The organism is Paenibacillus sp. PvR098 (assembly GCF_017833255.1).
Taxonomy (GTDB): Bacteria; Bacillota; Bacilli; order Paenibacillales; family NBRC-103111; genus Paenibacillus_G.
The window spans coordinates 3396171-3417116 of sequence record NZ_JAFIBU010000001.1; the positions used below are offsets into that span (position 1 = coordinate 3396171).

Annotated in this window: 17 protein-coding genes; 7 read left to right on the top strand and 10 right to left on the bottom strand. The window is 51.6% G+C overall.

Features of this window, described 5'->3' with window-relative positions; genetic code table 11:
* Window positions 1–79: 79 nt before the first annotated feature.
* A complete protein-coding gene (gene uvrB, locus JOE45_RS16855) occupies window positions 80–2077 on the top strand; it encodes an excinuclease ABC subunit UvrB (RefSeq protein WP_210023200.1) in 1998 nt (665 codons plus the stop codon).
* A 23-nt stretch (window positions 2078–2100) separates the two neighbouring features.
* Window positions 2101–4983: an excinuclease ABC subunit UvrA gene (uvrA, locus tag JOE45_RS16860; RefSeq protein ID WP_210023199.1), complete on the top strand. Its 2883-nt coding sequence runs from the start codon at window positions 2101–2103 to the stop codon at window positions 4981–4983.
* A 193-nt stretch (window positions 4984–5176) separates the two neighbouring features.
* On the opposite strand, the gene JOE45_RS16865 is transcribed toward uvrA, so the two are convergent.
* Window positions 5177–6790, bottom strand: coding sequence for a nitrite/sulfite reductase (locus JOE45_RS16865; protein ID WP_210023198.1), 1614 nt, complete (start codon window positions 6788–6790; stop codon window positions 5177–5179).
* A gap of 296 nt (window positions 6791–7086) precedes the next feature.
* Here JOE45_RS16865 and JOE45_RS16870 point away from each other — a divergent pair, with 296 nt between their 5' ends.
* A complete protein-coding gene (locus JOE45_RS16870; protein WP_210023197.1) occupies window positions 7087–7302 on the top strand; it encodes a hypothetical protein in 216 nt (71 codons plus the stop codon).
* Window positions 7303–7439: 137 nt separating this feature from the next.
* Here JOE45_RS16870 and JOE45_RS16875 read toward each other — a convergent pair whose 3' ends face one another.
* Window positions 7440–8408 (bottom strand): sugar phosphate isomerase/epimerase family protein, encoded by a 969-nt coding sequence (locus tag JOE45_RS16875; protein ID WP_210023196.1) that lies wholly within the window; start codon window positions 8406–8408, stop codon window positions 7440–7442.
* A 273-nt stretch (window positions 8409–8681) separates the two neighbouring features.
* On the opposite strand from JOE45_RS16875, the gene JOE45_RS16880 reads away from it, so the two are divergent.
* Window positions 8682–8972 carry a hypothetical protein gene (locus tag JOE45_RS16880; RefSeq protein ID WP_245247051.1) on the top strand — a complete coding sequence of 97 codons (291 nt, stop codon included), beginning with the start codon at window positions 8682–8684 and terminating at the stop codon, window positions 8970–8972.
* Between the two features lie 61 nt (window positions 8973–9033).
* On the opposite strand, the gene JOE45_RS16885 is transcribed toward JOE45_RS16880, so the two are convergent.
* The 5 genes from JOE45_RS16885 to JOE45_RS16905 all read right to left on the bottom strand — a co-directional run bounded on the left by JOE45_RS16885 (window position 9034) and on the right by JOE45_RS16905 (window position 16163).
* A complete protein-coding gene (locus JOE45_RS16885; protein WP_210023195.1) occupies window positions 9034–10188 on the bottom strand; it encodes an MBOAT family O-acyltransferase in 1155 nt (384 codons plus the stop codon).
* A gap of 95 nt (window positions 10189–10283) precedes the next feature.
* On the bottom strand, window positions 10284–11201 hold the full coding sequence (locus tag JOE45_RS16890; RefSeq protein ID WP_210023194.1) for a hypothetical protein: 918 nt from the start codon (window positions 11199–11201) through the stop codon (window positions 10284–10286).
* Between the two features lie 229 nt (window positions 11202–11430).
* The gene (locus JOE45_RS16895; protein ID WP_210023193.1) at window positions 11431–12627 is read right to left on the bottom strand and encodes a class-II aminoacyl-tRNA synthetase family protein; all 1197 of its coding nucleotides are present in this window, start codon (window positions 12625–12627) and stop codon (window positions 11431–11433) included.
* Between the two features lie 5 nt (window positions 12628–12632).
* Window positions 12633–12884, bottom strand: coding sequence for an acyl carrier protein (locus JOE45_RS16900; protein ID WP_210023192.1), 252 nt, complete (start codon window positions 12882–12884; stop codon window positions 12633–12635).
* Between the two features lie 45 nt (window positions 12885–12929).
* The gene (locus JOE45_RS16905; protein ID WP_210023603.1) at window positions 12930–16163 is read right to left on the bottom strand and encodes an FG-GAP repeat domain-containing protein; all 3234 of its coding nucleotides are present in this window, start codon (window positions 16161–16163) and stop codon (window positions 12930–12932) included.
* A gap of 318 nt (window positions 16164–16481) precedes the next feature.
* Here JOE45_RS16905 and JOE45_RS16910 point away from each other — a divergent pair, with 318 nt between their 5' ends.
* Complete coding sequence (locus JOE45_RS16910; RefSeq protein ID WP_210023191.1) at window positions 16482–19004, top strand: U32 family peptidase; 2523 nt, start codon at window positions 16482–16484, stop codon at window positions 19002–19004.
* Between the two features lie 106 nt (window positions 19005–19110).
* Entirely contained in the window at window positions 19111–19638 is a 528-nt protein-coding gene (locus JOE45_RS16915) for an IS3 family transposase (RefSeq protein ID WP_348632604.1), read from the top strand.
* A 61-nt stretch (window positions 19639–19699) separates the two neighbouring features.
* Here the strand turns inward: JOE45_RS16915 and JOE45_RS16920 are convergent, their stop codons facing one another.
* On the bottom strand, window positions 19700–19933 hold the full coding sequence (locus JOE45_RS16920; protein WP_210023190.1) for a hypothetical protein: 234 nt from the start codon (window positions 19931–19933) through the stop codon (window positions 19700–19702).
* Window positions 19930–20187 carry a hypothetical protein gene (locus JOE45_RS16925; protein ID WP_210023189.1) on the bottom strand — a complete coding sequence of 86 codons (258 nt, stop codon included), beginning with the start codon at window positions 20185–20187 and terminating at the stop codon, window positions 19930–19932. Before JOE45_RS16925 ends, JOE45_RS16920 begins: the two co-directional genes overlap by 4 nt.
* 90 nt (window positions 20188–20277) lie before the next feature.
* On the opposite strand from JOE45_RS16925, the gene JOE45_RS16930 reads away from it, so the two are divergent.
* The gene (locus JOE45_RS16930; protein ID WP_210023188.1) at window positions 20278–20748 is read left to right on the top strand and encodes an Hsp20/alpha crystallin family protein; all 471 of its coding nucleotides are present in this window, start codon (window positions 20278–20280) and stop codon (window positions 20746–20748) included.
* Here the strand turns inward: JOE45_RS16930 and JOE45_RS16935 are convergent.
* A complete protein-coding gene (locus tag JOE45_RS16935; RefSeq protein ID WP_210023187.1) occupies window positions 20735–20923 on the bottom strand; it encodes a hypothetical protein in 189 nt (62 codons plus the stop codon). The genes JOE45_RS16930 and JOE45_RS16935 overlap by 14 nt on opposite strands.
* Between the last annotated feature and the right edge of the window lie 23 nt (window positions 20924–20946).

Sequence of the window (20946 nt, forward strand, 5' to 3'; positions counted from 1 at the left end):
CGTTTGATGCATATATATTTAATCGGAAGCAGATAAATAAAAGTTTATATGAAAACTCTTACTATGAACGGGTGATGAGATGAACGAGGTAGTAGTAAGCGATAAGAAATTTGAGCTGGTGTCGGATTACGTGCCTCAAGGCGACCAGCCGGAAGCGATCAAACGATTGGTGGAGAGTATACGTTCCGGCCAGAGGCATCAGGCTCTGCTTGGCGCGACGGGCACGGGCAAAACCTTTACGGCAGCGCATGTCATCGCTCAGTTGAACCGGCCGACACTGCTGATCGCTCACAATAAGACGCTCGCTGCACAGCTGTGCAGCGAGCTTCAAGAGTTTTTTCCGAATAATGCAGTATCGTATTTTGTAAGTTATTATGATTATTATCAGCCGGAGGCGTATATTCCGTCGTCTGACACCTACATTGAGAAAGATTCCAGCATTAACGAAGAAATCGATAAGCTGCGGCATTCCGCAACGAGCTCTTTGTTCGAGCGCAGGGATGTCATCATCGTGGCCAGTGTGTCTTGTATTTACGGCCTGGGTTCGCCGATGGAGTACCGTGATTTGGTGCTTTCGCTGCGCGTAGGGATGGAACGATCCCGCAATGAAATTTTGCATCGGCTGATTGACATTCAATATCAAAGAAATGATATGAACTTTGTTCGCGGCACCTTCCGCGTCCGCGGTGACGTCATTGAAATCTTTCCGGCTTCGCACGGGGAGCAGGCGGTTCGCGTTGAGCTGTTTGGGGATGAGATCGAACGAATTACGGAGATTGATGTGCTGACCGGAGAGATTATCGGTCAGAGGGATCATATCGCGATCTTCCCGGCTTCCCACTTCGTAACCCACGAGGATACGATGAAGCGGGCGCTTGTCAATATCGAGCGGGAGCTGGAGGAGCGGCTCGCCGAGCTGAGGGAACAGGGGAAGCTGCTGGAGGCCCAGCGGTTGGAGCAGCGGACGCGCTATGACATAGAGATGATGCAGGAGATGGGGTTCTGCTCGGGCATCGAGAACTATTCGGGACCGCTGACGTTTCGCGAACGCGGAGCCACGCCGTACACTTTGTTGGATTATTTTCCGGACGATCTGCTGATCCTTGTCGATGAATCGCATGTCTCTCTGCCACAGATTCGCGCCATGTACAATGGCGACCGCGCACGTAAGGAAGTGCTGGTGGATCATGGCTTCCGTCTGCCATCGGCGCTGGATAACCGGCCGCTCCGGTTTGAGGAATTCGAGCAAAAAATCAATCAAATCGTATATATCTCCGCCACGCCCGGACCCTACGAAATCGAACACTGCCCGCAGATGGTGGAGCAGATCATTCGGCCAACAGGCCTGATTGATCCGGAGATCGAGGTAAGGCCTACAAAGGGACAAATCGACGATCTGCTTGGAGAAATTCAAGATCGCATCAAGAAGGACGAACGCGTGCTGGTGACGACGCTGACCAAGAAGATGGCGGAAGATTTAACCGACTATTTCAAGGAAATCGGCATTAAGGTTCGCTACCTTCACTCAGATATCAAGACGTTGGAGCGGATGCAGATTTTACGGGAACTGCGGCTTGGTGTATTTCATGTACTGGTAGGGATCAACCTTCTGCGTGAAGGTCTTGATCTTCCTGAAGTCTCCCTTGTGACGATACTCGACGCGGATAAGGAAGGCTTTCTTCGTTCCGAGCGGTCGCTTATTCAGACAATCGGGCGGGCGGCGCGGAACTCAAATGGCCGCGTAATCATGTACGGCGATAAGATCACCGATTCGATGGCTAAAGCGTTGGATGAAACCAATCGACGCCGAAGCATCCAGATGGCTTACAATGAAAAACACGGCATTACGCCGCAGACGATACAGAAGAAAGTGCGCGATGTGATTGAAGCGACGAAGGTTGCCGAACAGAAGACGGAATACTTGGCGGAGGTTAAGCAGACCAAGATGTCCAAGAAGGACCGGTTGTCCTTGATCGAACGCTTAGAGAAGGAAATGAAGGATGCAGCCAAAAATCTGCAGTTCGAACGCGCTGCGGAGCTGCGCGATGCTGTGCTTGAGCTGAAGGCGGAGCTGTAACGAAGGGAAGGGTGAAAAGGCGCGTGGCCAGAGACAACATCATCATTAAAGGCGCGAGAGCGCATAATTTAAAAAATATCGACGTCACCATACCGCGGGATAAGTTCGTTGTGCTTACGGGGCTCAGCGGCTCGGGCAAATCATCGTTGGCATTTGATACGATTTATGCTGAAGGACAGAGACGGTATGTAGAGTCTCTGTCCGCCTATGCGCGGCAGTTTCTAGGTCAGATGGACAAGCCGGATGTGGATTCGATCGAAGGACTGTCCCCCGCCATTTCGATCGACCAGAAAACGACGAGCCGTAATCCGCGCTCCACGGTTGGAACGGTAACGGAAATCTATGATTATCTTCGCTTGCTGTTTGCCCGTATTGGACGGCCGCATTGCCCGGAGCATCATATTGAGATTACTTCGCAAACGGTCGAACAAATGGTCGATCGGATTATGGAATATCCAGAGAGAACGAAGCTGCAAATTTTGGCGCCGATTATTTCTGGACGAAAAGGCGAGCATGCGAAGCTGTTTGCGGAGATTCAGAAGCAGGGCTTTGTCCGTGTTCGGGTTAATGGCGAAATCCGGGAATTGTCAGAAACAATTACACTAGAGAAGAATAAGAAACACAGCATTGAAGTGGTTGTCGACCGGATTGTGGTAAAGGCTGACATTCAGACCCGTTTGGCTGACTCATTGGAGACCGCATTGAAGCTGGCAGAAGGCCGCGTTATTGTGGATGTCATGGAGCAGGAGGAGCTCTTGTTCAGCCAGAATTTAGCATGCCCTGAATGCGGTTTTAGCATTGAGGAGCTGGCACCGCGGATGTTCTCGTTTAACAGTCCATTTGGAGCTTGTCCTGAATGCGACGGTCTCGGTCAAAGGATGGTCGTTGACCCGGAGATGCTCATTCCCAATCCGAAGCTGGCGATTGACAAAGGGGCTTTCGAGGCTTGGGCTGGAAGCACCTCCAACTACTACCCGCAGTTTCTGGCAGCGGTATGTGAGCATTATGGAATCCCTCAGGATAAGCCGGTATCCGAGCTGACCAAAGAACAGATGCAGAAGCTGCTGTACGGTACGGGTGGCGAGAAGGTGCGCTTCCGCTATGAGAACGATTTTGGCCACAAGAAAGAGGCCATGGTTGCTTTTGAGGGTATCGTGAACAACCTGGAGCGACGTTATCGGGAGACGTTCTCCGACGGCATACGTGAGCATATTGAAACCTACATGAGTGCTAAGGCTTGCGGCAAGTGTAAAGGGCATCGATTAAAACCCGAATCACTAGCGGTAATCATTAATTCTAGAAACATTGCCCATGTCACCTCCTTATCCATCGGCGATGCTCAGGAGTGGTTTGATTCGCTTACTCTGACCGATCGTGAGGCGCAAATCGCACACCTGATCCTGAAGGAAATCAGAGCAAGGCTCGGATTCTTGGTGAATGTAGGGCTGGATTATTTAACGCTGCATCGGGCGGCGGGAACCTTATCCGGCGGGGAAGCGCAGCGGATCCGTCTGGCTACACAAATTGGTTCCAGCTTGATGGGTGTGCTGTACATTCTGGATGAACCGAGCATCGGTTTGCACCAGAGGGACAATGAACGATTGATTATGACACTGGAGCATATGCGCGACCTTGGCAATACGTTGATCGTCGTTGAGCATGATGAGGACACGATGCTGGCGGCGGATTATATCATCGACATCGGACCGGGGGCCGGTATTCACGGAGGCAGGGTTATTTCTCAGGGCACGCCGAAAGAGATCATGGAGGATTCAAATTCCTTGACCGGACAATACTTGAGCGGCCGTAAGTTTATTCCGGTAGCTGCGGAGCGGCGTAAGCCTAACGGCAAGTGGCTGGAAATTCGCGGCGCCAAAGAAAATAACCTGCGGGGTGTGAACGTCAAGATTCCGCTTGGCGTGTTTGGATGTGTAACAGGCGTTTCCGGTTCGGGCAAGAGTACGTTGATCAATGAGATTTTATACAAAACCTTAGCTAAAGAACTGAACGGCGCCAAAGTGCGCCCGGGAGAATATAAGGAATTCAAAGGGCTGGAGCATGTCGATAAAGTCATTGATATCGACCAATCGCCAATCGGGCGGACCCCCCGTTCCAACCCGGCTACGTACACCGGCGTGTTTGACGATATTCGCGATGTTTTCTCGGCAACGAACGAGGCGAAGGTACGAGGCTACAAGAAAGGCCGCTTCAGCTTCAATGTGAAGGGTGGACGGTGCGAGGCTTGTCGCGGTGACGGGATTATCAAGATCGAAATGCACTTCCTGCCGGATGTTTATGTTCCGTGCGAGGTGTGCAAGGGCAAGCGATACAACCGGGAAACGCTGGAGGTCAAGTATAAGGGGAAGAATATCTCGGATGTACTCGAGATGACCCTTGAGGATGCTTGCGAGTTCTTCAAGAATATTCCGCGTATTCACCGAAAGCTTTCTACATTGCTTGATGTCGGACTTGGTTATATGAACCTTGGACAGCCTGCCACGACGCTTTCCGGGGGCGAAGCGCAGCGTGTGAAGCTCGCTGCGGAGCTGTACCGCCGGAGCACCGGTAAGACGATCTATATTCTCGATGAACCGACAACAGGCCTGCATATCCATGATATAGACCGTCTGCTTAAAGTGCTTCACCGATTAGTGGAGAACGGCGATTCCGTACTTGTGATCGAACACAATCTTGATGTGATCAAGACGGCCGATTATATCATTGACCTCGGACCTGATGGCGGGAATCGCGGTGGAAGCATTGTAGCCACCGGTACACCGGAGGACGTCGTGAAAGTGGAAGGGTCCTACACGGGTAAGTATTTAAAACCGATTCTTGAACGTGACACATCCCGTTCGAAGGATTACCGTCAGCGGTTGAAAGAGATGGAAGACGCAGTGGTGTAACGATTCTACTGGACCGATTTATCGAGGATAGATGACAGTAAGGGGCTGACCATTTAAGCGAAATGCTCACTTAAACGGTCAGCCCTTTTTGTAGTGCTGCTTGAATAAACAATTCAAAGTAAACTAAAAAGCCGGTTGGCGGGGAGTCCCCACCAGCCGGCTTTAATTCATTTCATTGTGTGGATTGTATAAATTAAGAAGCAGCCAAAATGGATGTCAACTTATCTTGGAAAGCCGGAACACCAACACGGTTAACAAACTGATGGAACGTTTCTTCCGGGCTGCGGTTTTCTTTATAGTACAAAATCAACTGCTCCAGAACAGGTGCCACTTGGTCGCCTTTCACGCGGCCTTTAATCGGCTCATTGAACTTGGCTCCAGGTCCGAGGATACCGCCAACGGCGATGTCAAATGCGTCAACCATGCCTTCTGGAGTTTTGATCAAGGCACCCTGCAGACCGATGTCTGCAATCTGCTTCTGGCCACAGGCGTTCGGACAACCGATGAAGTGGATGCGAATTTCTTCGTCCAGCTCAACTTTGGAATCAAGATACTCAGCTACACGAATAGCTCTTTCCTTAGTTTCTACCACCGCGAGGTTGCAGAACTCGTTCCCTGTACAGGAAACCGTACGGGATATGAAATGGTTCGGGTTTGGCGTCAGACGTTCAAGGACCTTCTCGGCCAACACCTTATCCACGTTGTCGTCTTTGACACCGGAGATGATGATGTTTTGGGAAACGGTGGTACGAATATGACCGTCGCCATAAGCATCTGCGATCCGGGCAAGCTCAGCGAATTCTTCACCGCTTAAACGGCCTACTGGAAGGCTCAAACCAACATAGTTCAAGCCAGCTTGTTTCTGAGGATGAACTCCGTCGAAGTAAGCAGCCTTCCAGCCCACGGTTTTGTCTTCACCGAGGGATGGCATATCGCCGATCAGCTCGATCAGTTTATCTTTGAACTTCTCTGGACCCCAATCTGCAACCAGGAACTTCAGACGTGCATGATGTCTTTTTTCACGGTATCCGTAGTCGCGGAAGATCGTGGTAACGCCTGTTGCCACCTTCAGAACTTCCTCAGGACGAACGAACATATCGAGCTGCTTCGCCAGATGAGGTTTTGCAGACAGACCGCCGCCAACCCACACATGGAAGCCGATGACTTCTTGACCGTTGATCACTTTCGTTGCCGGCGTGAACGCCAAGCATTGAATTTCAGCATGACCGGAGTTATAAATATTAGAAGAAATGGACATTTTATATTTACGTGGAAGGTTCGAGAAATCACGATTCATCAAGAAGAAATCGTTCACTTGATTTACGAGAGCCGTCGTATCCATTAACTCATCCCGGTCAATATCGGCGAGTGGATTTCCTACTACTGTACGAGGGCAGTCGCCGCATGCTTCGTAGGAATACAAGCCTACCTTTTCCAAACGGTTGAAAATGTCAGGCAGGTTTTCTACACGCAACCAGTGGAACTGAATTGCTTGGCGCGTGGTCACGTCCATCAGGTCACGTCCATAGTCTTTCGCGATACCAGCAATGGCACGAGCTTGATCGGCAGTCATCACGCCGGAGTTAATACGCACGCGCATCATAAAGTGACCGTCTTTTGGTTTTTGTTCGTATACGCCGGCCCATTTGAAACGGTTCATGTCGTCTTCAGTAATGGAATCGTAGCCCTCGTTAGCGTATTTTTCGATAATGGTGCGAATGACGTCGAGGCCGTCTTTTTCCAGCTTCGCGATCTCCATCTTGTTCAGCTTGGACGTATCGGATGCCCAAATGGCTTCATATGCCATAGTGTAATGCCCTCCCTAACCTATTGAAGAAATTCCGATTAATTTAGTATGAAAAAACTATAATCATCTTACCACTTTTGGTGCGGTACGTAAATCGTATCGGGATACAGCTTTATAAGAATTTGTTATATTAAAAATTGAATTCGGTTATACCAATGAAAAACTTGACAATCTTGTTACATTTGGGGGCTTTTATGCCATTTGTAAAAGGCTCTACGGATAAATCGCTTGCACATCCGGACGAGTCAAGATAAGATAGAAACTAAGCATTTTTGTATATTGAAGGAGGTCTCTCCATGTTTTTGGCTGAAGAGGCAGCAGCTACAGCAAGCAAATTTACCGGTTTCGATCCGTTCGTAATATTGTTTACGATCGTTATTGCCATTGGCTTGATGCGTCTGCTCGCTGCACCTAAGAAGAATCCGTTTGCCATCGGTTTCGCTATCGTAAGCTTGCTGGTTTTTTTAACTATGGTCGTTGTCATGATCATGGGCTGGATGGGTAAACTGTAAGTATACGTTTCACAAACATAAATAGAGACGTGGAAAAGGCAGTGCTGAGGCACTGTTTTTTTGTTTTTTATACCTTCGCGCTCATGTAAAAAGGGTTACGGCCTCTGCTTGCTGCAGAAGCCGTAACCCTTTTTACTTTATGCCCACCACATCTCGCCGAGCGGTTCTTTGATCAGAACCTGCTGCAGATTTTGGACAGCTTTAGTGAAGCCTTCCTCTATCGACATCAGGCCGTCCTCATGCTCGATACTCACCACATAATCGTAGCCAGTGAGACGAAGTGCGCTGATGATGTCAGCCCAAGTTTTAACGTCGTGACCGTATCCAACCGTACGGAACTGCCAAGCACGGTCCAGCATGTTCGTGTAAGGCTGCATATCGGTTAAGCCGTAGCGGTTGACGTTAATCGGGTCAATCGTTGTATCCTTAGCATGGAAATGATGTATAGCGCCTGCACGCCCAAGAATTTGTACGGCTTGGACAGGATCGATGCCCTGCCACCACATATGGCTTGGATCCAGGTTTGCTCCAATGACGTCGCCTGCGGCTTCGCGAAGACGGAGCAGCGTGGCAGGGGTATGTACGGAGAAGCCGCCGTGCAGCTCGAGACCAAACTTGATGCCTCGATCGGAAGCATACTTGCCGGTTTCGGTCCAATACGGAATGACTTTGTTGGCCCACTGCCAGTCGAGAATTTCTTGGAAATCCGGCGGCCATGGAGCAACCGGCCAGTTCGGATACTTGGAGTGCTCGGAATCACCAGGGCATCCGGAGAATGTATTGACGACCGGGACCTCGAGTTTTTGCGCGAGATCAACGGTTTTGAGGATCGCTTCATGATCTGCCTTGGAAATCGCTTTTTGCGGATGCAAGGGATTCGCATGGCAGCTTAAAGCACTAATGATGAGTCCGCGGGATTCCACCGCTTTTTTGAATTCCTTTAACTTGCTGTCGTCGTTTAGCAGCACATCCGGATTGCAGTGAGCGTTACCGGGATATCCGCCCGTACCGATTTCTACAGCCTCAAGGCCTTGAGCTGCAATGTAATCCAAAGCTTCTTCCAAAGGCTTTTGCTGGAACAATACCGTAAAAACGCCTAATTTCATGGGACACCTCCGATAAATAATGGAAATGAACGCGTGTACAAATAACGGTCCAACCAAATTATATCATTCAATGCGGTTAACTCAAAATCTGAATGATGAACTTGAAACCATTGCCACTAATGGATCAAAGCATAACTATAAAACATTTACAGTATAAAAAATACTTTCGACAAAAAAATTTACAGCGTTCCTGATTCTTTGCGTGCGGGTTAGTTTAATATAAAAGATGTTTCGTAATCATCGGGTTGATTACTTGAAGGAAAGGCGGAACTAATGATGAACAAAGATACTCAAATCGTTGAAACGGTTGCCGGGACATGGCTTCGCTTCCCAATCAGCTTCAAAAAGTCTCACTGCTTGGTGGAATTGCCCGATCAGCTTTCATTGAACATTAATGTAAAGAACGGTAACGTCAATGTGTACAAAAGAGACGGAAACAATGTGTACCAGTACTTAGGCGATGTATTTATTACCTCTTCGGCGAATCAGCTTCAGTGCTCTGCCGTTTCTGCGCAGATGCAAGAAACGAACGAAAGGCCTCGGCAGCAATCGGATGCAAGCTGAACGTCATGGAGGTTATACAAAGAAGCAGCGCCCGCTCTAACGGGACGCTGCTTTCTTACGTTCAGAACGGCCAATTGATGAGGCCGCGATAAATGTGAACTACCGTTTCTTCGCTGCCGCCATACACGATCACGGCCGCAGTGACGAACAATTGCGTCAGCGCACAGCGGAAGTAAAAATGAGTGCGGGATACTTTTTTCTTGTTGACCGTAGAGCGTCCAAGCAGATTCTCCAGTGCAAGCAGAACACCGTGATACACGCCCCAGAGCAGATACAACCAAGTGAATCCGTGCCATAAGCCGATCAGCACCATAATTAGTACGGATAAGCCTGCTGCAGTCCATTTGGTGGGCGTTTGCCGCGAGAAGAAGATAAAGATATGGTCGCGGAACCAATCGCCGAGCGTGGCGTGCCAGTTGCGCCAATACTGCGTCAGGGTAGGGGACGAGAATGGCTTTTTGAAGTTTTCGGGAATGTTGTAGCCCATCAGCCGTCCGAAGCCCACCGCAATATCGGAATAGCCGGAGAAATCGAAAAAGATGAGCGCATAAAACCAGACCATCAGAAAGAGAGACTGATGCGTATGCAGCTCCGGCTGCTGAGAAACTTGATTGAACACGTCCATCATCCAAGTGACGAGTACGATCTTTTTGAACATGCCCAGAATGATCCTTTTAACGGCTTGTTCGGTCTGTACAGCGTTTAATTGGTATGGCTGCTTCGTGTCCGCCATAAAGTCGCGGAATTTCAGAATCGGACCAGATGTGAAGGTTGGAATAAATAAAATATAGTTGAAATAGTCCAAAACTGGCGTGCGAGCGTCTTTACCGAAGAAGTAGGCGAAATAGAGCGCGTCGATGACCTTCAGGACATTGTAGATCAAGCCGAGCACCATGACTGCGTCAAACAGCGGATTCGTAAACACTTCCATGCCGAACAAGCGCAGTGTGGACACAGCCGCGACATTAGCGCCGATCAGCGTAATAAACCAGCCTTTGCGAAAGCGCCTTGTATGGCACAAAAACAAGAAGGCTAAGTAATTGAGCGACGTGTAGGCCAGATAGAAGAAAAACAGCTTTTCACTGAACACCAGCAAAAAGCACAGATTGAACGCGAGCAGCAGCAAGCGCTTGTTGTTAGGCCAGCGGCGGGTAAGGGCGAGCACAAGTACCATGCCGGTCATGGCCATGACCGCGTTCATATTCAAATACCACATAACATGACGCCTCCAAAATCAGAACCCTTCGTAAATGAACAGCCCTTTGCCGGTAAAATAAATGAGCACCATGATGAGCATGGCGAGATACACGATCACTTCGATGAGTTTGCGAGCGAAGCGAGCCATGCATCCACCTCCTTCGTAAATACGGGAGCGCCTTCTTGGCGGCTCAAATGTACGAGATCGTGAAAATACTTCGGGTTATACGTCAACAGCGTGTCGAGTACGGGTACTCCCGCGTCGTTCAACCTTGCATTGACGTCTTTTTTTAGCCCAGGCATATAGCCCGGCAGCTTATAATCCGGATTCCAAGGCATCCATATGACACGCAGCGGGAGCTGTCTTTCCTTGCAATAATCGATGATCCAATTCAGTGCCTGCAGGTTGTCTTTATAATCGTGCTGGGACATCCAGCCGAACCTGCGCTCGTAGTCATCCCACTTTTTGCGGAGCTCCTCATCGGGTAAGTGCCCGAAGTAAAGTTGCTTGTCGATCCACCGCGGCTTGTAAGTCAGCAGCTCGGTGCGATCCAGCTCGATCATGCCTTTGTACAGCTGACCGACGAACTCCACGCCGGAATCTCGAAAGTAGTCGCGGTATGTGTAGACATAAGGCTGGTACCATGGCTTGAACCATTGGTAGGTGGGATCCGTCTCGAGGCTGTCAATCATCGTATGGACATCTATGCCGACGACGAGCTCGTCTTCCACATGGTAAAGCTGCCGCTCCAGTATAGCCTTCAAATCTGTGAGCTTCCCGTAGGAGAGGCCCATGTCAACCAGCTTGGAGTTTGATTCAGTTTCGATATAAGCTCCCGTCACGGCCGAGTTGCCGTAAAAAACGGGACCACGGTCGACCCAATTATGGTGATAGAGCGTCTTCGTAAAGTCATTTTTATAAAAACGCCGCGACGATGCCATCGGATCCCACCAGCTGATGAGAACGTCCGACAGCACGAAAGCAGCCAGAAGCAGCAGCACAAAGCTGTTTTTACGGATAAAAGCGATCATATGGGTTTAAACCACACTTTATAAAAGAATGAGTAGGCTTTCAATTAAGGTTAAAGCTATTGTTGTTACACAAAACGGATCGAATGGCGCTGCCAACGGGGACCAAAGCAGTATAAAGCTGCAGCGTAGTTGAGAGGCACCCGACCTTACATTCCGTTATGGATTCAAAACGGCCTCATCACGAAAATAAGCACCTTACAGGTACTTATTTTCGTGAGCTGACCGTGGATTAGAGTGACTTTTGCTGCCAAGCGTGGTACTGCTCACGAAACGATGCAGGCCACTTCGTTTCGTCCAGTCCGTACTGCGCCAGGAATGCGAAGGTCCAGCGCTCGATACCGAAACCGACGCAGCCCGTTACGGCGTTACGTTTACCAAACTTGATGTTAAAGGCATTGCCAAACGTATTGCTGTGGAAATTTACCGAGCTGCAGGCGATGGATTTCTTAATGTTCGGGATCGTCAGGCGAAGCTCGTATTTCATTTCTTGATTGCGTTGGAAGGATGCTTTAACTTGAAAATCGTTTGTAAAGAATGGATCATTAGCAATCTCCAGCACGCTGTCCACATTCCATTCCACCGCCAGCTCCTTCAGGTATTCGATGGCGCGAAGACGGTTTTCCTTCACGAAATCAGGCTTTCCTACGAAAATGATCTCGCGCATGCTGAAATCAAGCAGACGTCCAAAGTCACTGTGGTTGCGTGATTCGAAGCGGTGGCACTTCGAGATGGCAGCGACGATCACGCCGTCGCCCTCCAGCGTTTCATTCTGTAATCCCTCGTAGCAGTGATAGCACGTGGACGGATTCATCGTGAACTTCGGCGTAGGCATATTGGCGTTCAAATCGAGCGTTTGATCCTGCTTCCACCCGCCCGCCTCGCGGATCGACTGAGAGAACGATTCGATGATATCCAGGTCTTCACGCAAATGCGTGAGGAAATGGATGTGCTCCGGGAATGAGGTGAAATGGTTAGTTTTGTTCAGCGTCTCACTGTGAATGACGGCAGGGTAATGCTCCTCCTTTACGCCCTCGAAGCGTCCCGCGACTTTGGTCATGAAGCTGTAATCGAAAAAGCGCATCAGGCTCGAGAACGGCTCGCGGAAAATAAACAAGCCGGGCTCCAGCACCTTGATGATTTTACGATCAACAAGCTCGGCAATGATATCTCCCTCGTAAGGGGTGTCCGCTTTATGCTCGAACAGAATGTTCTCCTTAAAGCCAAAGTCGCCTTGAGAGAAGCGGTCGATCAGCTTATGCACCCGTTCCTCGATGGCTGCGTTGCCTTTGGGAGATTCGTGAACGATATGAATCCGGTCGGATTCAATTCGAATGTCGGTGATCGTTTCATCGATGAAGGCGGCTGCGTATTTTAACTGTCCATGCTGGCTGGGGGCAAGATGCTCCAGAGATACAATACACTCCATTGTTCTTAATTCCCCTTTTTGTTCTGAATAAATGCAGCAATTTCGCGAACGGTGTTCAGCGGATACATCATCAAATCCTGATTTGTCACTTGAATTCCGTAGGTTTTCTCGATATGCGCGATCAGAGCGGTTGCTCCGAAGGAATCGATATATCCATAGTCGAACAGGTGGACATCCATCGTAAAGTCTTCATCGTCTTCTTCAATTTCGTAGCGGCTCTTAATGTGCGCTTCCAGCTGCTCTAACACTTCCTGCATGGGTAAAGCCTCCTTAATGGATATGAAATAACGTCAAACGGGCTCCTAGCGCCCGTAAGTGATATCAATAGCGACGGGGTCGCCAAAGTGGGTGACCGTATAGGTCATGCCCGCATCATCCCGGTCTACCTTTAGATCCGGACCCGAGAACGTCACCGGCTGCGGACTCCACAGCTGAATCTGCTGCATGCCAGGGGCGTTGAGATTCAAAATCCAGCGTTCGCCTGATTTCTCCAGCTCGTAAGGCACGTTCGAACGCAGCAGATGAGGCTCGGCTTTGAGGGCGTTTGCCCGGTCTTGCGTCACGAACCGGACCGCTGTTGTTTGCGGTGCCCCGAAATACAGCTTGCCATTGTGAGTATCGTGTACATCGGCGTCAGTCACCGCTTGCTTGTCCGCGTAGGGCTGACCTAGCTCGACCGTGAGGCCGAGGGTGCCGATATATTCGGCAGCGTGTTCGGGCACCTCGCCGGTGATTGTTTTCACGCGGAAGCCGGGCTCTACATCCATGCTGAGCATCTTCCTCAGCCGGTCCGTGACAACAGTGCGCCATGGCCGTTCGAGCTCAACACGGGTCGTCATGGCGTTCAGGAAAGAACGGGCCATCTGCGTTTCGGTCATAAAGTTATAACTGTAATCATTGCGCAGCTTGTCCAAGTAGCGGACAAACTCCAAAAGCTCTGGAACACGTGTCGGAAAATGATACTCGATATGCTCGAAATAATCGATCGGCAAATCCATTGCCGCGTAAGCTTCGAAAAGATCCTTCGTGGAATACTGCGGATTTGTTCGCAGCACCGGTGCAGGCGTATACAGCATCATCGGTTGTTTCAGCTCAGGTTCTCCTGCCGCGTCCGTCATTAGAAACGGCAATCCCCAATGATACTCAACGCCAAGTCTTGGGTCGGCCTTCGCATACGAAGGCTTGAAGCCAAAGTTAAACCAAATATTCGCTTCCCGCTCGTTTCGCAGCGTTTGGGTGCGATCCGGATAGTTGATGCGCCAGGTATGCTGGTTCGTGCCCGTCAGCGCCCAAGGGATGCCGAGCTTGTCGAACGCCTGCCGGTGCAGGGCGATCTCCTGTTTCTCCTGCGCGTCGCTTGTAAAGTTATGCACGAAAATGTGCGGATACAATTCTAAATGATGTTTCTCACTATATCGAATAAATTCGCTTAGTTGATCTGTGTAAGGGAACTTCGGATCGTCGATTGGCGACGCCATGCCGAATTCCAGCTGTCCGACGATCAGATCGTCGCGCCCGTCCCCGTTCAGGTCGTACCAGAGCGGGACGGAGCTGTGTCCGCCGACAAGGGAGCGGCTGCCGAGCTGGTTCGTCGAGGCGGCCTCGATGAGGCCGCTGTCGAGCCAATCTAGCTGGCTAATATTCGACTCCTGCTGCAAGTACACGCGCAGGTCGCCTTCCAGGCCGCCGACGACGAGGTCGGCCTTGCCGTCCCCGTCCATGTCCCGGATGGACGGGGACGCGAACGGCGCGGGCAGCTTGAACTGCGCCGCGCCAGAAGCAAAGGCGAGCGCGCCTCCGGCGCCCCGCTCGCCGCGGTACAGCGTCACCTGGCCGCCGCCATCCCCGACCACGAGATCGGGAACGCCGTCTCCGGTGACGTCGCCCACAGCTGCCGCCAGCGGTGCGGTGGCGCGCACAGGCTGCCCGCCTGCCAGCAGCGCGGCGGGCACCGTGAACGTCCCGTCGGCGGTGCCGTAGGCGGCTGCGAGCGTGCCATCCGGCCGGCCGATCAACAGGTCCGGCCGGCCGTCGGCATTCAGGTCCGCCGCCGCGACGCTGGCGTACGAACCGACCTTCAGCGGCTCTCCGGTCTCGAGCCGCACAGGCGTCCGCTTCCCGAAGGCTGCGGGCGGCTTCATGCTCTCCGTTAGCTGCTGGCCGGCATAAGCTTCGTCTGAAGCCTTCGTTCCCGGGTATGCGTACACGCTGCCGTCGGCCGAGCCGACGATAAGGTCGACGGTTCCGTCGCCGTCCAGATCAGTTAGCGCCGGAACCGCGCGGTAAGGCAGCGTAATCGGGTCTCCAAGTGAACGGTACTCCGGATACGCCGCCAATCGGATCGGACCTTCCTCGCCCATAACCCGATTGCCGGTGGAGTAGAACGAATTCGGCGTCTCCCCGGCGAACGCAGGCTTCTCGTTCGTGCCGGTGTTCAGATGGACGACCACGGACTCCTGCCATCGGCCCCATGTGAATGCCGAGCGGACGAGCGAGAAGGAAGGAATCTGGTTGTACTTGCGCAGAAGCTCTGCCCACTGGATGCCCTCTCCGTCACGAATCGCTTCCATGGCCTCAAAATGATTCTGATGCGCCATCGCCGGTCTTCCGTAGGGGCCGAGCGTCTTTTTCACGCTGTATCCGAGCTTTACTTTCGAGACAAAGGCGGCGTATTCGCTTCGCAGCAGTGCATTTCCGGCTGCGAACGTAAAGTGAAAATACGGCTCCAGCGGCAGCTGGTTCCGGTCAAAATACAGTGCGCCGGGCTTCTCCTTCTTTGCCGCGTTCGTCTCCGCAGCGAGCTGCTCGAAGCCTAGCTTCGGGTCCATGCCGCCGGTCAAATCGTAGCCCGTGATAAAATAGCGGTTCGGCAGCAAAGTGCCGCAAAAAAAGACGGTGCCCCGTCCGTACCGGTTCACCGTGTATAAGGAAGTCCCGTTCATCGAGACGAGCGTTTCCGCGGTGGAAGGAATGATCCCTTTGCCCCAGGCGAATCGGCTCAAGCTGCCCTCCGTATCATGCCGGAAGAAAGTATCCGCAAACGACCGAATCAGCTGCTGTACGCCTTGCAGATTGATGTCCGTTTCCGGGTAGGACCACAGTGTTGCACCGGGGCTTACAGGAAGCATGCTGCGCTCGGGCGCCTTCACTTCCACTATTTCCTTGGCTCCCAAGAAGGCGGGCTCAAAATCATCGGCAAACCTATTTTCAAGGAACAAATGTCCGCCAGCTTCAACATATTCCATCAGCAGTTTACGCTGCGGATCGGTTAATGTTTGATGCAGGGCCGGGTCCAAAACCATCGTATCGTACGATCGGAGCTTTCGTGCGCTTAGCTCGTCCAAAGACAAACGGTCCAGCTCAAGACCCACGACAAGCGTTTGCCGTAAATGCCCGTAAGCGGCGGTATCGTAAGCGTCGCCTTGGGTGGCGTACAACATGCGTACCTTCAGCTCCTTGTTCGCAGTGAACAAAGCGAGCGTCATGATAACCGCCAGTAATCCCAGAATGGCAGCAACAGTTTTGCGCCGGTTCATTTGGTTCAAAATTAATCCCTCAATTACTGCTGGGTTGCATTACCCTGACATTATAGCATGGATAGAAGGCTTTGTTAACTTATGACCTGCAGGCAAGTACAGCGGCAGTCTGAGTTCGCGAGGCCTCCGGAATCACATGGGAGCGGGCCGGGACCGTCTTGTTGCGGTACAGCGCATGAACGGCCATATAGATGAGGCGTTCCGAGGTGGAGCAAGCGAAGCACAACCCGACATGGATGGAGTAACCTTTTATCCTTGGGTCCGTTTCTGTTACACTAGAAGAGAAAAGGCAATATTATTCGGAGGAAGGAATTAACTATGAGCGAACTTCGCAAATCAGATATAGAGCTGCTAGCGCCTGCGGGAGATTGGGATTGTATGCGCGCGGCGGTAGCGAATGGGGCCGACGCCATCTTTTTCGGCGTAGAAAAATTTAATGCCCGGGCCCGGGCGAACAATTTTCATACGGATGAGCTGCCGGACATCATGTCCTTCTTGCACCGATACGGGGTCAAGGGCTTTTTGACGTTCAATATCCTGGTGTTTGAGGAAGAGCTGGAGGATGCCAAGTCGCTGATCGAAGCGTGCATCGATGCCGGCGTGGATGCGGTGATCGTACAGGACTTGGGTCTTGTGCGGATGATTCGGGAGCTGTCGCCGGATTTCCCGATTCACGGCTCGACGCAGATGACGATCACCTCGCCGGAGGCGGTGGAATTCACAAAGCCGTTTGATATCGAACGGGTGGTGCTCGGACGGGAGAACAATCTGAAGCAGATCAAGCAGATCGGGGACCAAGCCAAACTGCCGATGGAAGTGTTCGTGCACGGGGCACTTTGCGTATCCTACTCAGGACAATGCCTGACCTCGGAAATGTGGGGCGGACGTTCAGCTAACCGCGGGGAATGCGCCCAAGCCTGTCGTCTTCCCTACGACCTGATGGTGGACGGGGAGCATAAACCGATGGGGGACGTGGCTTATCTGCTGTCGCCAAAGGATTTGGCGGCGCTCGAGCTGGTACCGGAATTGATTGAAGCGGGTGTGACTTCTTTCAAAATTGAAGGACGGTTGAAAAGCCCGGAGTACGTGGCGAATGTGGTTTCGAAGTACCGCAAGGCGATAGACCGGTACTTCGACGGAGAGAACCCGATGCCGACTAAAGAGGAACTGCGGGAGCTGGAGCAAAGCTTCTCGCGCGGTTTTACGCACGGGTTCCTGAAGGGGACAGACAATAAGCAGCTCGTAGAGGGCACATACCCCAAAAGCCGTGGTGTCTACATGGGACGCGTGAAGCAGGTGCTGCGGGACGGCGTATTGTGCGAGCTGGAGGCGCCGCTGAAGCGGGGCGATGGGATTTGCTTCGATGCGGGCGATCCGACGAAGAAGGAAGAGGGCGGACGCGTGTACGACTTGCGCCGTAAGGGTGTCAAGCTGGAGGGCGAAGCGCCTGGCGGTCTGGTCGAAATCGTGCCGGGTCGCAGCGATGTTGATCTCAGCCGTGTGCATGTCGGTGATCGGATTTGGAAGACGAACGACCCGCATCTGGACAAAAGAATGCGTCAGTCGTTCGAGACGGACAAGCCTTACCGCGTGTTCCCCGTCAAGGTGAAGGTGACCGGTGCCGCCGGGCAGCCGCTGAAGAGCGTATGGACTGACGTGACGGCAAATCATACCGTAGTCGTAGAGTCGGAGCTGCCGCTTGCTCCTGCGGAGAAGAGACCGATGACAGTCGAGCTGTTTCAGGAGCAATTCGGACGGCTTGGAGGTACGGTCTTCGAGCTGGCCGAGCTTGAAGTTCACCTCAGCGGCGATTTGATCGTGCCGATGCGCGAGCTGAATCAGATGCGCCGTCAAGCGGCTGAGCTGCTGCTGGAGAAGCGGGAGCAGCCTCGTCCCTACATCAAGCGAAGCGTTGATGCATATGAAGATGCACCTTTGCAGCCGGCTAGTAGGTCCACAACGCCTGTGGGCGGACGGCCGCAGGCACGGTTGACGGCACTCTGCCGCAGCCTCGACCAGGTGCAGGCAGCCTGTTCGATGAACGTCGATCTGATCTATGCCGACTTTGAGTTCATCAAGCAGTTCCCGGCTGCCGTGGAAGCCGTCCACGCCGCGGGCAAGCGCATCGCACTTGCGACGCCCCGCATTCATATGCCAGGTGAAACGGGTTATTTCAAGAACATCCTGAACCTTAAGCCCGATGCCGTGTTGGTTCGCAATACGGGAGCCGTCTACTGGTTCATGCGCTATTTGGCCGAGCATCCTTCGGAACCCCAGCCGGAGCTGATTGGCGACTTCTCACTGAACGTTGCCAATCATAAGGCAGCAGCACTGTTCCTGGATGCCGGGCTCACCCGCGTGACCCCGTCTTATGACCTGAACATTCAGCAGATGATTGATCTGCTGCGCCGTACGGATACGTCAAAGCTTGAGATCGTTATCCACCAGCATATGCCGATGTTCCATACGGAGCACTGCGTCTACTGTACGTTCATGAGTCCGGGCACGAACTACACGAACTGCGGCCGTCCATGCGAAGAGCAGCGTGCCTCCCTGAAGGACCGCGTTGGCTTCTCTCACCCGATCCGCGTCGACGAAGGCTGCCGTAACACGGTGTACAACGCTATCGACCAATCCGGTGCGGAATACCTCACCAACTTCATGGAGCTTGGTGTACCGTCATACCGTGTTGAGTTTCTGGAGGAATCGCCGGAGAAGGTGCAAGAAGTGCTCGGATTGTACGAGCGCGCTCTTCGCGGTCAGATTAATGGCACACAAGTATGGAAAACATTGAAATCAACCAATCAGCTCGGCGTAACACGCGGGCAGTTGGTGAAATAGCGTTTACGACAGAAACCGTCCCGGCCATCCATAAGCCTAAAGTGCACCCCTTAGAATAGACATTGGAAAAACCCCTAGGTTAATCCGATGAAAATCTAAGGGGTGCATTTTTTATGCCAGTAAAAAAAGGTCAGAAGTTGAAGCAGATGCCCCCAATCAAAAATGGGTTACCGATGTCACCCAGTACCGTGTAGCAGACACCTGGTTGTATCTCTCCGCGATTAAAGATTTGTTCAATAACGAGATCGTGGCTTACCAGATGAGCTTACGCAACGATAACCAGCTCGTCCTAGAGACGTTTGCGAAAGCCTTTGAAAAGACGAAAGACGTGACTGGATTGATCGTTCACAGCGACCAAGGGTTCCAGTACACGTCCTACGCTTACCACGACATGCTGCCACAGGTTGGCGTTCAAATCAGCATGTCTCGGAGGGGCAATTGTTATGACAATGCCTCGATGGAGAGCTTCTTCTCGCATCTCAAAACGGAAGGGCTCTATCCTTATGATATACGAAGTTTGGACGAGGCACAAAGGCGAATTGAGGAATATATTCATTTTTATAACCAAAAGCGACCACAAACAAAATTAAAAAAACTGACGCCGGTAGAGTACCGACGCCTGCTTGCAGCCTAGAGGCTTTTTTCAATGTCTACTAAATGCGGTCTTGATCAAGCCGGGGAGGCGGTTTTTTCATTTATACTAAGCTGTTTTTGAACGAAGGGCTATCGACCACATCCTGATCCAGAATCACGTTAAACGGTACATAGACCGGTGACAAATCGCCGTTATCCTCCCCAAAGCCCATATTTTGCTTCGTGGATAAGAAAAGATCGATTTGCTGAATAGGGCCGAAGCTGATACTGCTCCCCCGGTCCAGTACGTTGGCTTTAACACCTAACAAATTCACCGTCATCGGTGCGAAAATCATCGGTATTCCTCCCCAGGTACAATGAGTGCGGAGCGCTGCAAAGCAGGTGAATCCACCTGATCCCTGTCGTCGACGAAATGCCGGTTGCCCACGAAGTTCGCCTCATCGCCGTAATTTTGTCCATAACCTTGCAAACGTTTGTCCGAGTTCGTCCATTCTGCTAAAAAATTTTGTCCGACATTGACCGCTGAGGCATTTTCGATGGAATTAATTTTTAAAATGAAAATATTATTAATTACTGTGGAATGTCCCATCCTCTCGAATCACCCCCGGAAAAAATATTATTATGTATACGCTCCGCACTTAAAAATATAACCTAGAAATTACCAAAGGCTGGTGGAGAGATGGATAGCGAAAAAATCGGTAAATGGCTGGAAGTAGCCAAAAATTTCACCGGAAGCGATTTTTGGACGGACATCTTTGACCAGTCCGGGGCGAAGCAGATGATGGGAATGAATCCGATGTTCCAGGGAAACAGCGATAAACAGCAGGGGAATCATCTTCCACTGGTGGACATGCTGAGGAGCAGTAATGAAGTCATTGTTCTGATTGATCTCGCGGGTGTGGCTAAGGAAGATGTGGAGCTGTCTGTGGCCGGCGGGTTATTGCACGTGAGAGGGACCGTCAAGAATTTGTTTCCGGGATCGACATCTCTGATGAGAGAGCGGCTGTATGGGGATTTCGAGCGTACCATCCAGCTCCCGGAAGGAAAGGAAGATCCGGACAGTGAGATTAGGGCTGCTTTTCATCAAGGCCTCCTGATCGTCCGTATTCCTATGCCGCCCGCACCGCGGAGAAACATCAATATCGAATGATGCGAATGTGCCTTGTGACAGCGGGGGCGTCCAGCAGGTCACGGTCATCGACGACAGCGTTGTGCGATAGCACAGGACTGCCGTCGGCATACTGTACGCCAAAGCCTTGTGTAGTTTTTCTAGTGTTATGAATGCCGATTTGGACATTGCTGCCGAAGCGGACCGCTGAGCCCATCTGTATTTTGTTCACTTTGATGA

Excerpts from the sequence above, each read along its gene's own strand:
- uvrB (WP_210023200.1), top strand. The coding sequence starts at position 80 with ATGAACGAGGTAGTAGTAAGCGATAAGAAATTTGAGCTGGTGTCGGAT.
- JOE45_RS16865 (WP_210023198.1), bottom strand. The coding sequence starts at position 6,790 with ATGGCATATGAAGCCATTTGGGCATCCGATACGTCCAAGCTGAACAAG.
- JOE45_RS16870 (WP_210023197.1), top strand. The coding sequence starts at position 7,087 with ATGTTTTTGGCTGAAGAGGCAGCAGCTACAGCAAGCAAATTTACCGGT.
- JOE45_RS16875 (WP_210023196.1), bottom strand. The coding sequence starts at position 8,408 with ATGAAATTAGGCGTTTTTACGGTATTGTTCCAGCAAAAGCCTTTGGAA.
- JOE45_RS16880 (WP_245247051.1), top strand. The coding sequence starts at position 8,682 with ATGATGAACAAAGATACTCAAATCGTTGAAACGGTTGCCGGGACATGG.
- JOE45_RS16885 (WP_210023195.1), bottom strand. The coding sequence starts at position 10,188 with ATGTGGTATTTGAATATGAACGCGGTCATGGCCATGACCGGCATGGTA.
- JOE45_RS16890 (WP_210023194.1), bottom strand. The coding sequence starts at position 11,201 with ATGATCGCTTTTATCCGTAAAAACAGCTTTGTGCTGCTGCTTCTGGCT.
- JOE45_RS16895 (WP_210023193.1), bottom strand. The coding sequence starts at position 12,627 with ATGGAGTGTATTGTATCTCTGGAGCATCTTGCCCCCAGCCAGCATGGA.
- JOE45_RS16900 (WP_210023192.1), bottom strand. The coding sequence starts at position 12,884 with ATGCAGGAAGTGTTAGAGCAGCTGGAAGCGCACATTAAGAGCCGCTAC.
- JOE45_RS16905 (WP_210023603.1), bottom strand. The coding sequence starts at position 16,163 with ATGAACCGGCGCAAAACTGTTGCTGCCATTCTGGGATTACTGGCGGTT.
- JOE45_RS16910 (WP_210023191.1), top strand. The coding sequence starts at position 16,482 with ATGAGCGAACTTCGCAAATCAGATATAGAGCTGCTAGCGCCTGCGGGA.
- JOE45_RS16920 (WP_210023190.1), bottom strand. The coding sequence starts at position 19,933 with ATGATTTTCGCACCGATGACGGTGAATTTGTTAGGTGTTAAAGCCAAC.
- JOE45_RS16925 (WP_210023189.1), bottom strand. The coding sequence starts at position 20,187 with ATGGGACATTCCACAGTAATTAATAATATTTTCATTTTAAAAATTAAT.
- JOE45_RS16930 (WP_210023188.1), top strand. The coding sequence starts at position 20,278 with ATGGATAGCGAAAAAATCGGTAAATGGCTGGAAGTAGCCAAAAATTTC.
- JOE45_RS16935 (WP_210023187.1), bottom strand. The coding sequence starts at position 20,923 with ATGGGCTCAGCGGTCCGCTTCGGCAGCAATGTCCAAATCGGCATTCAT.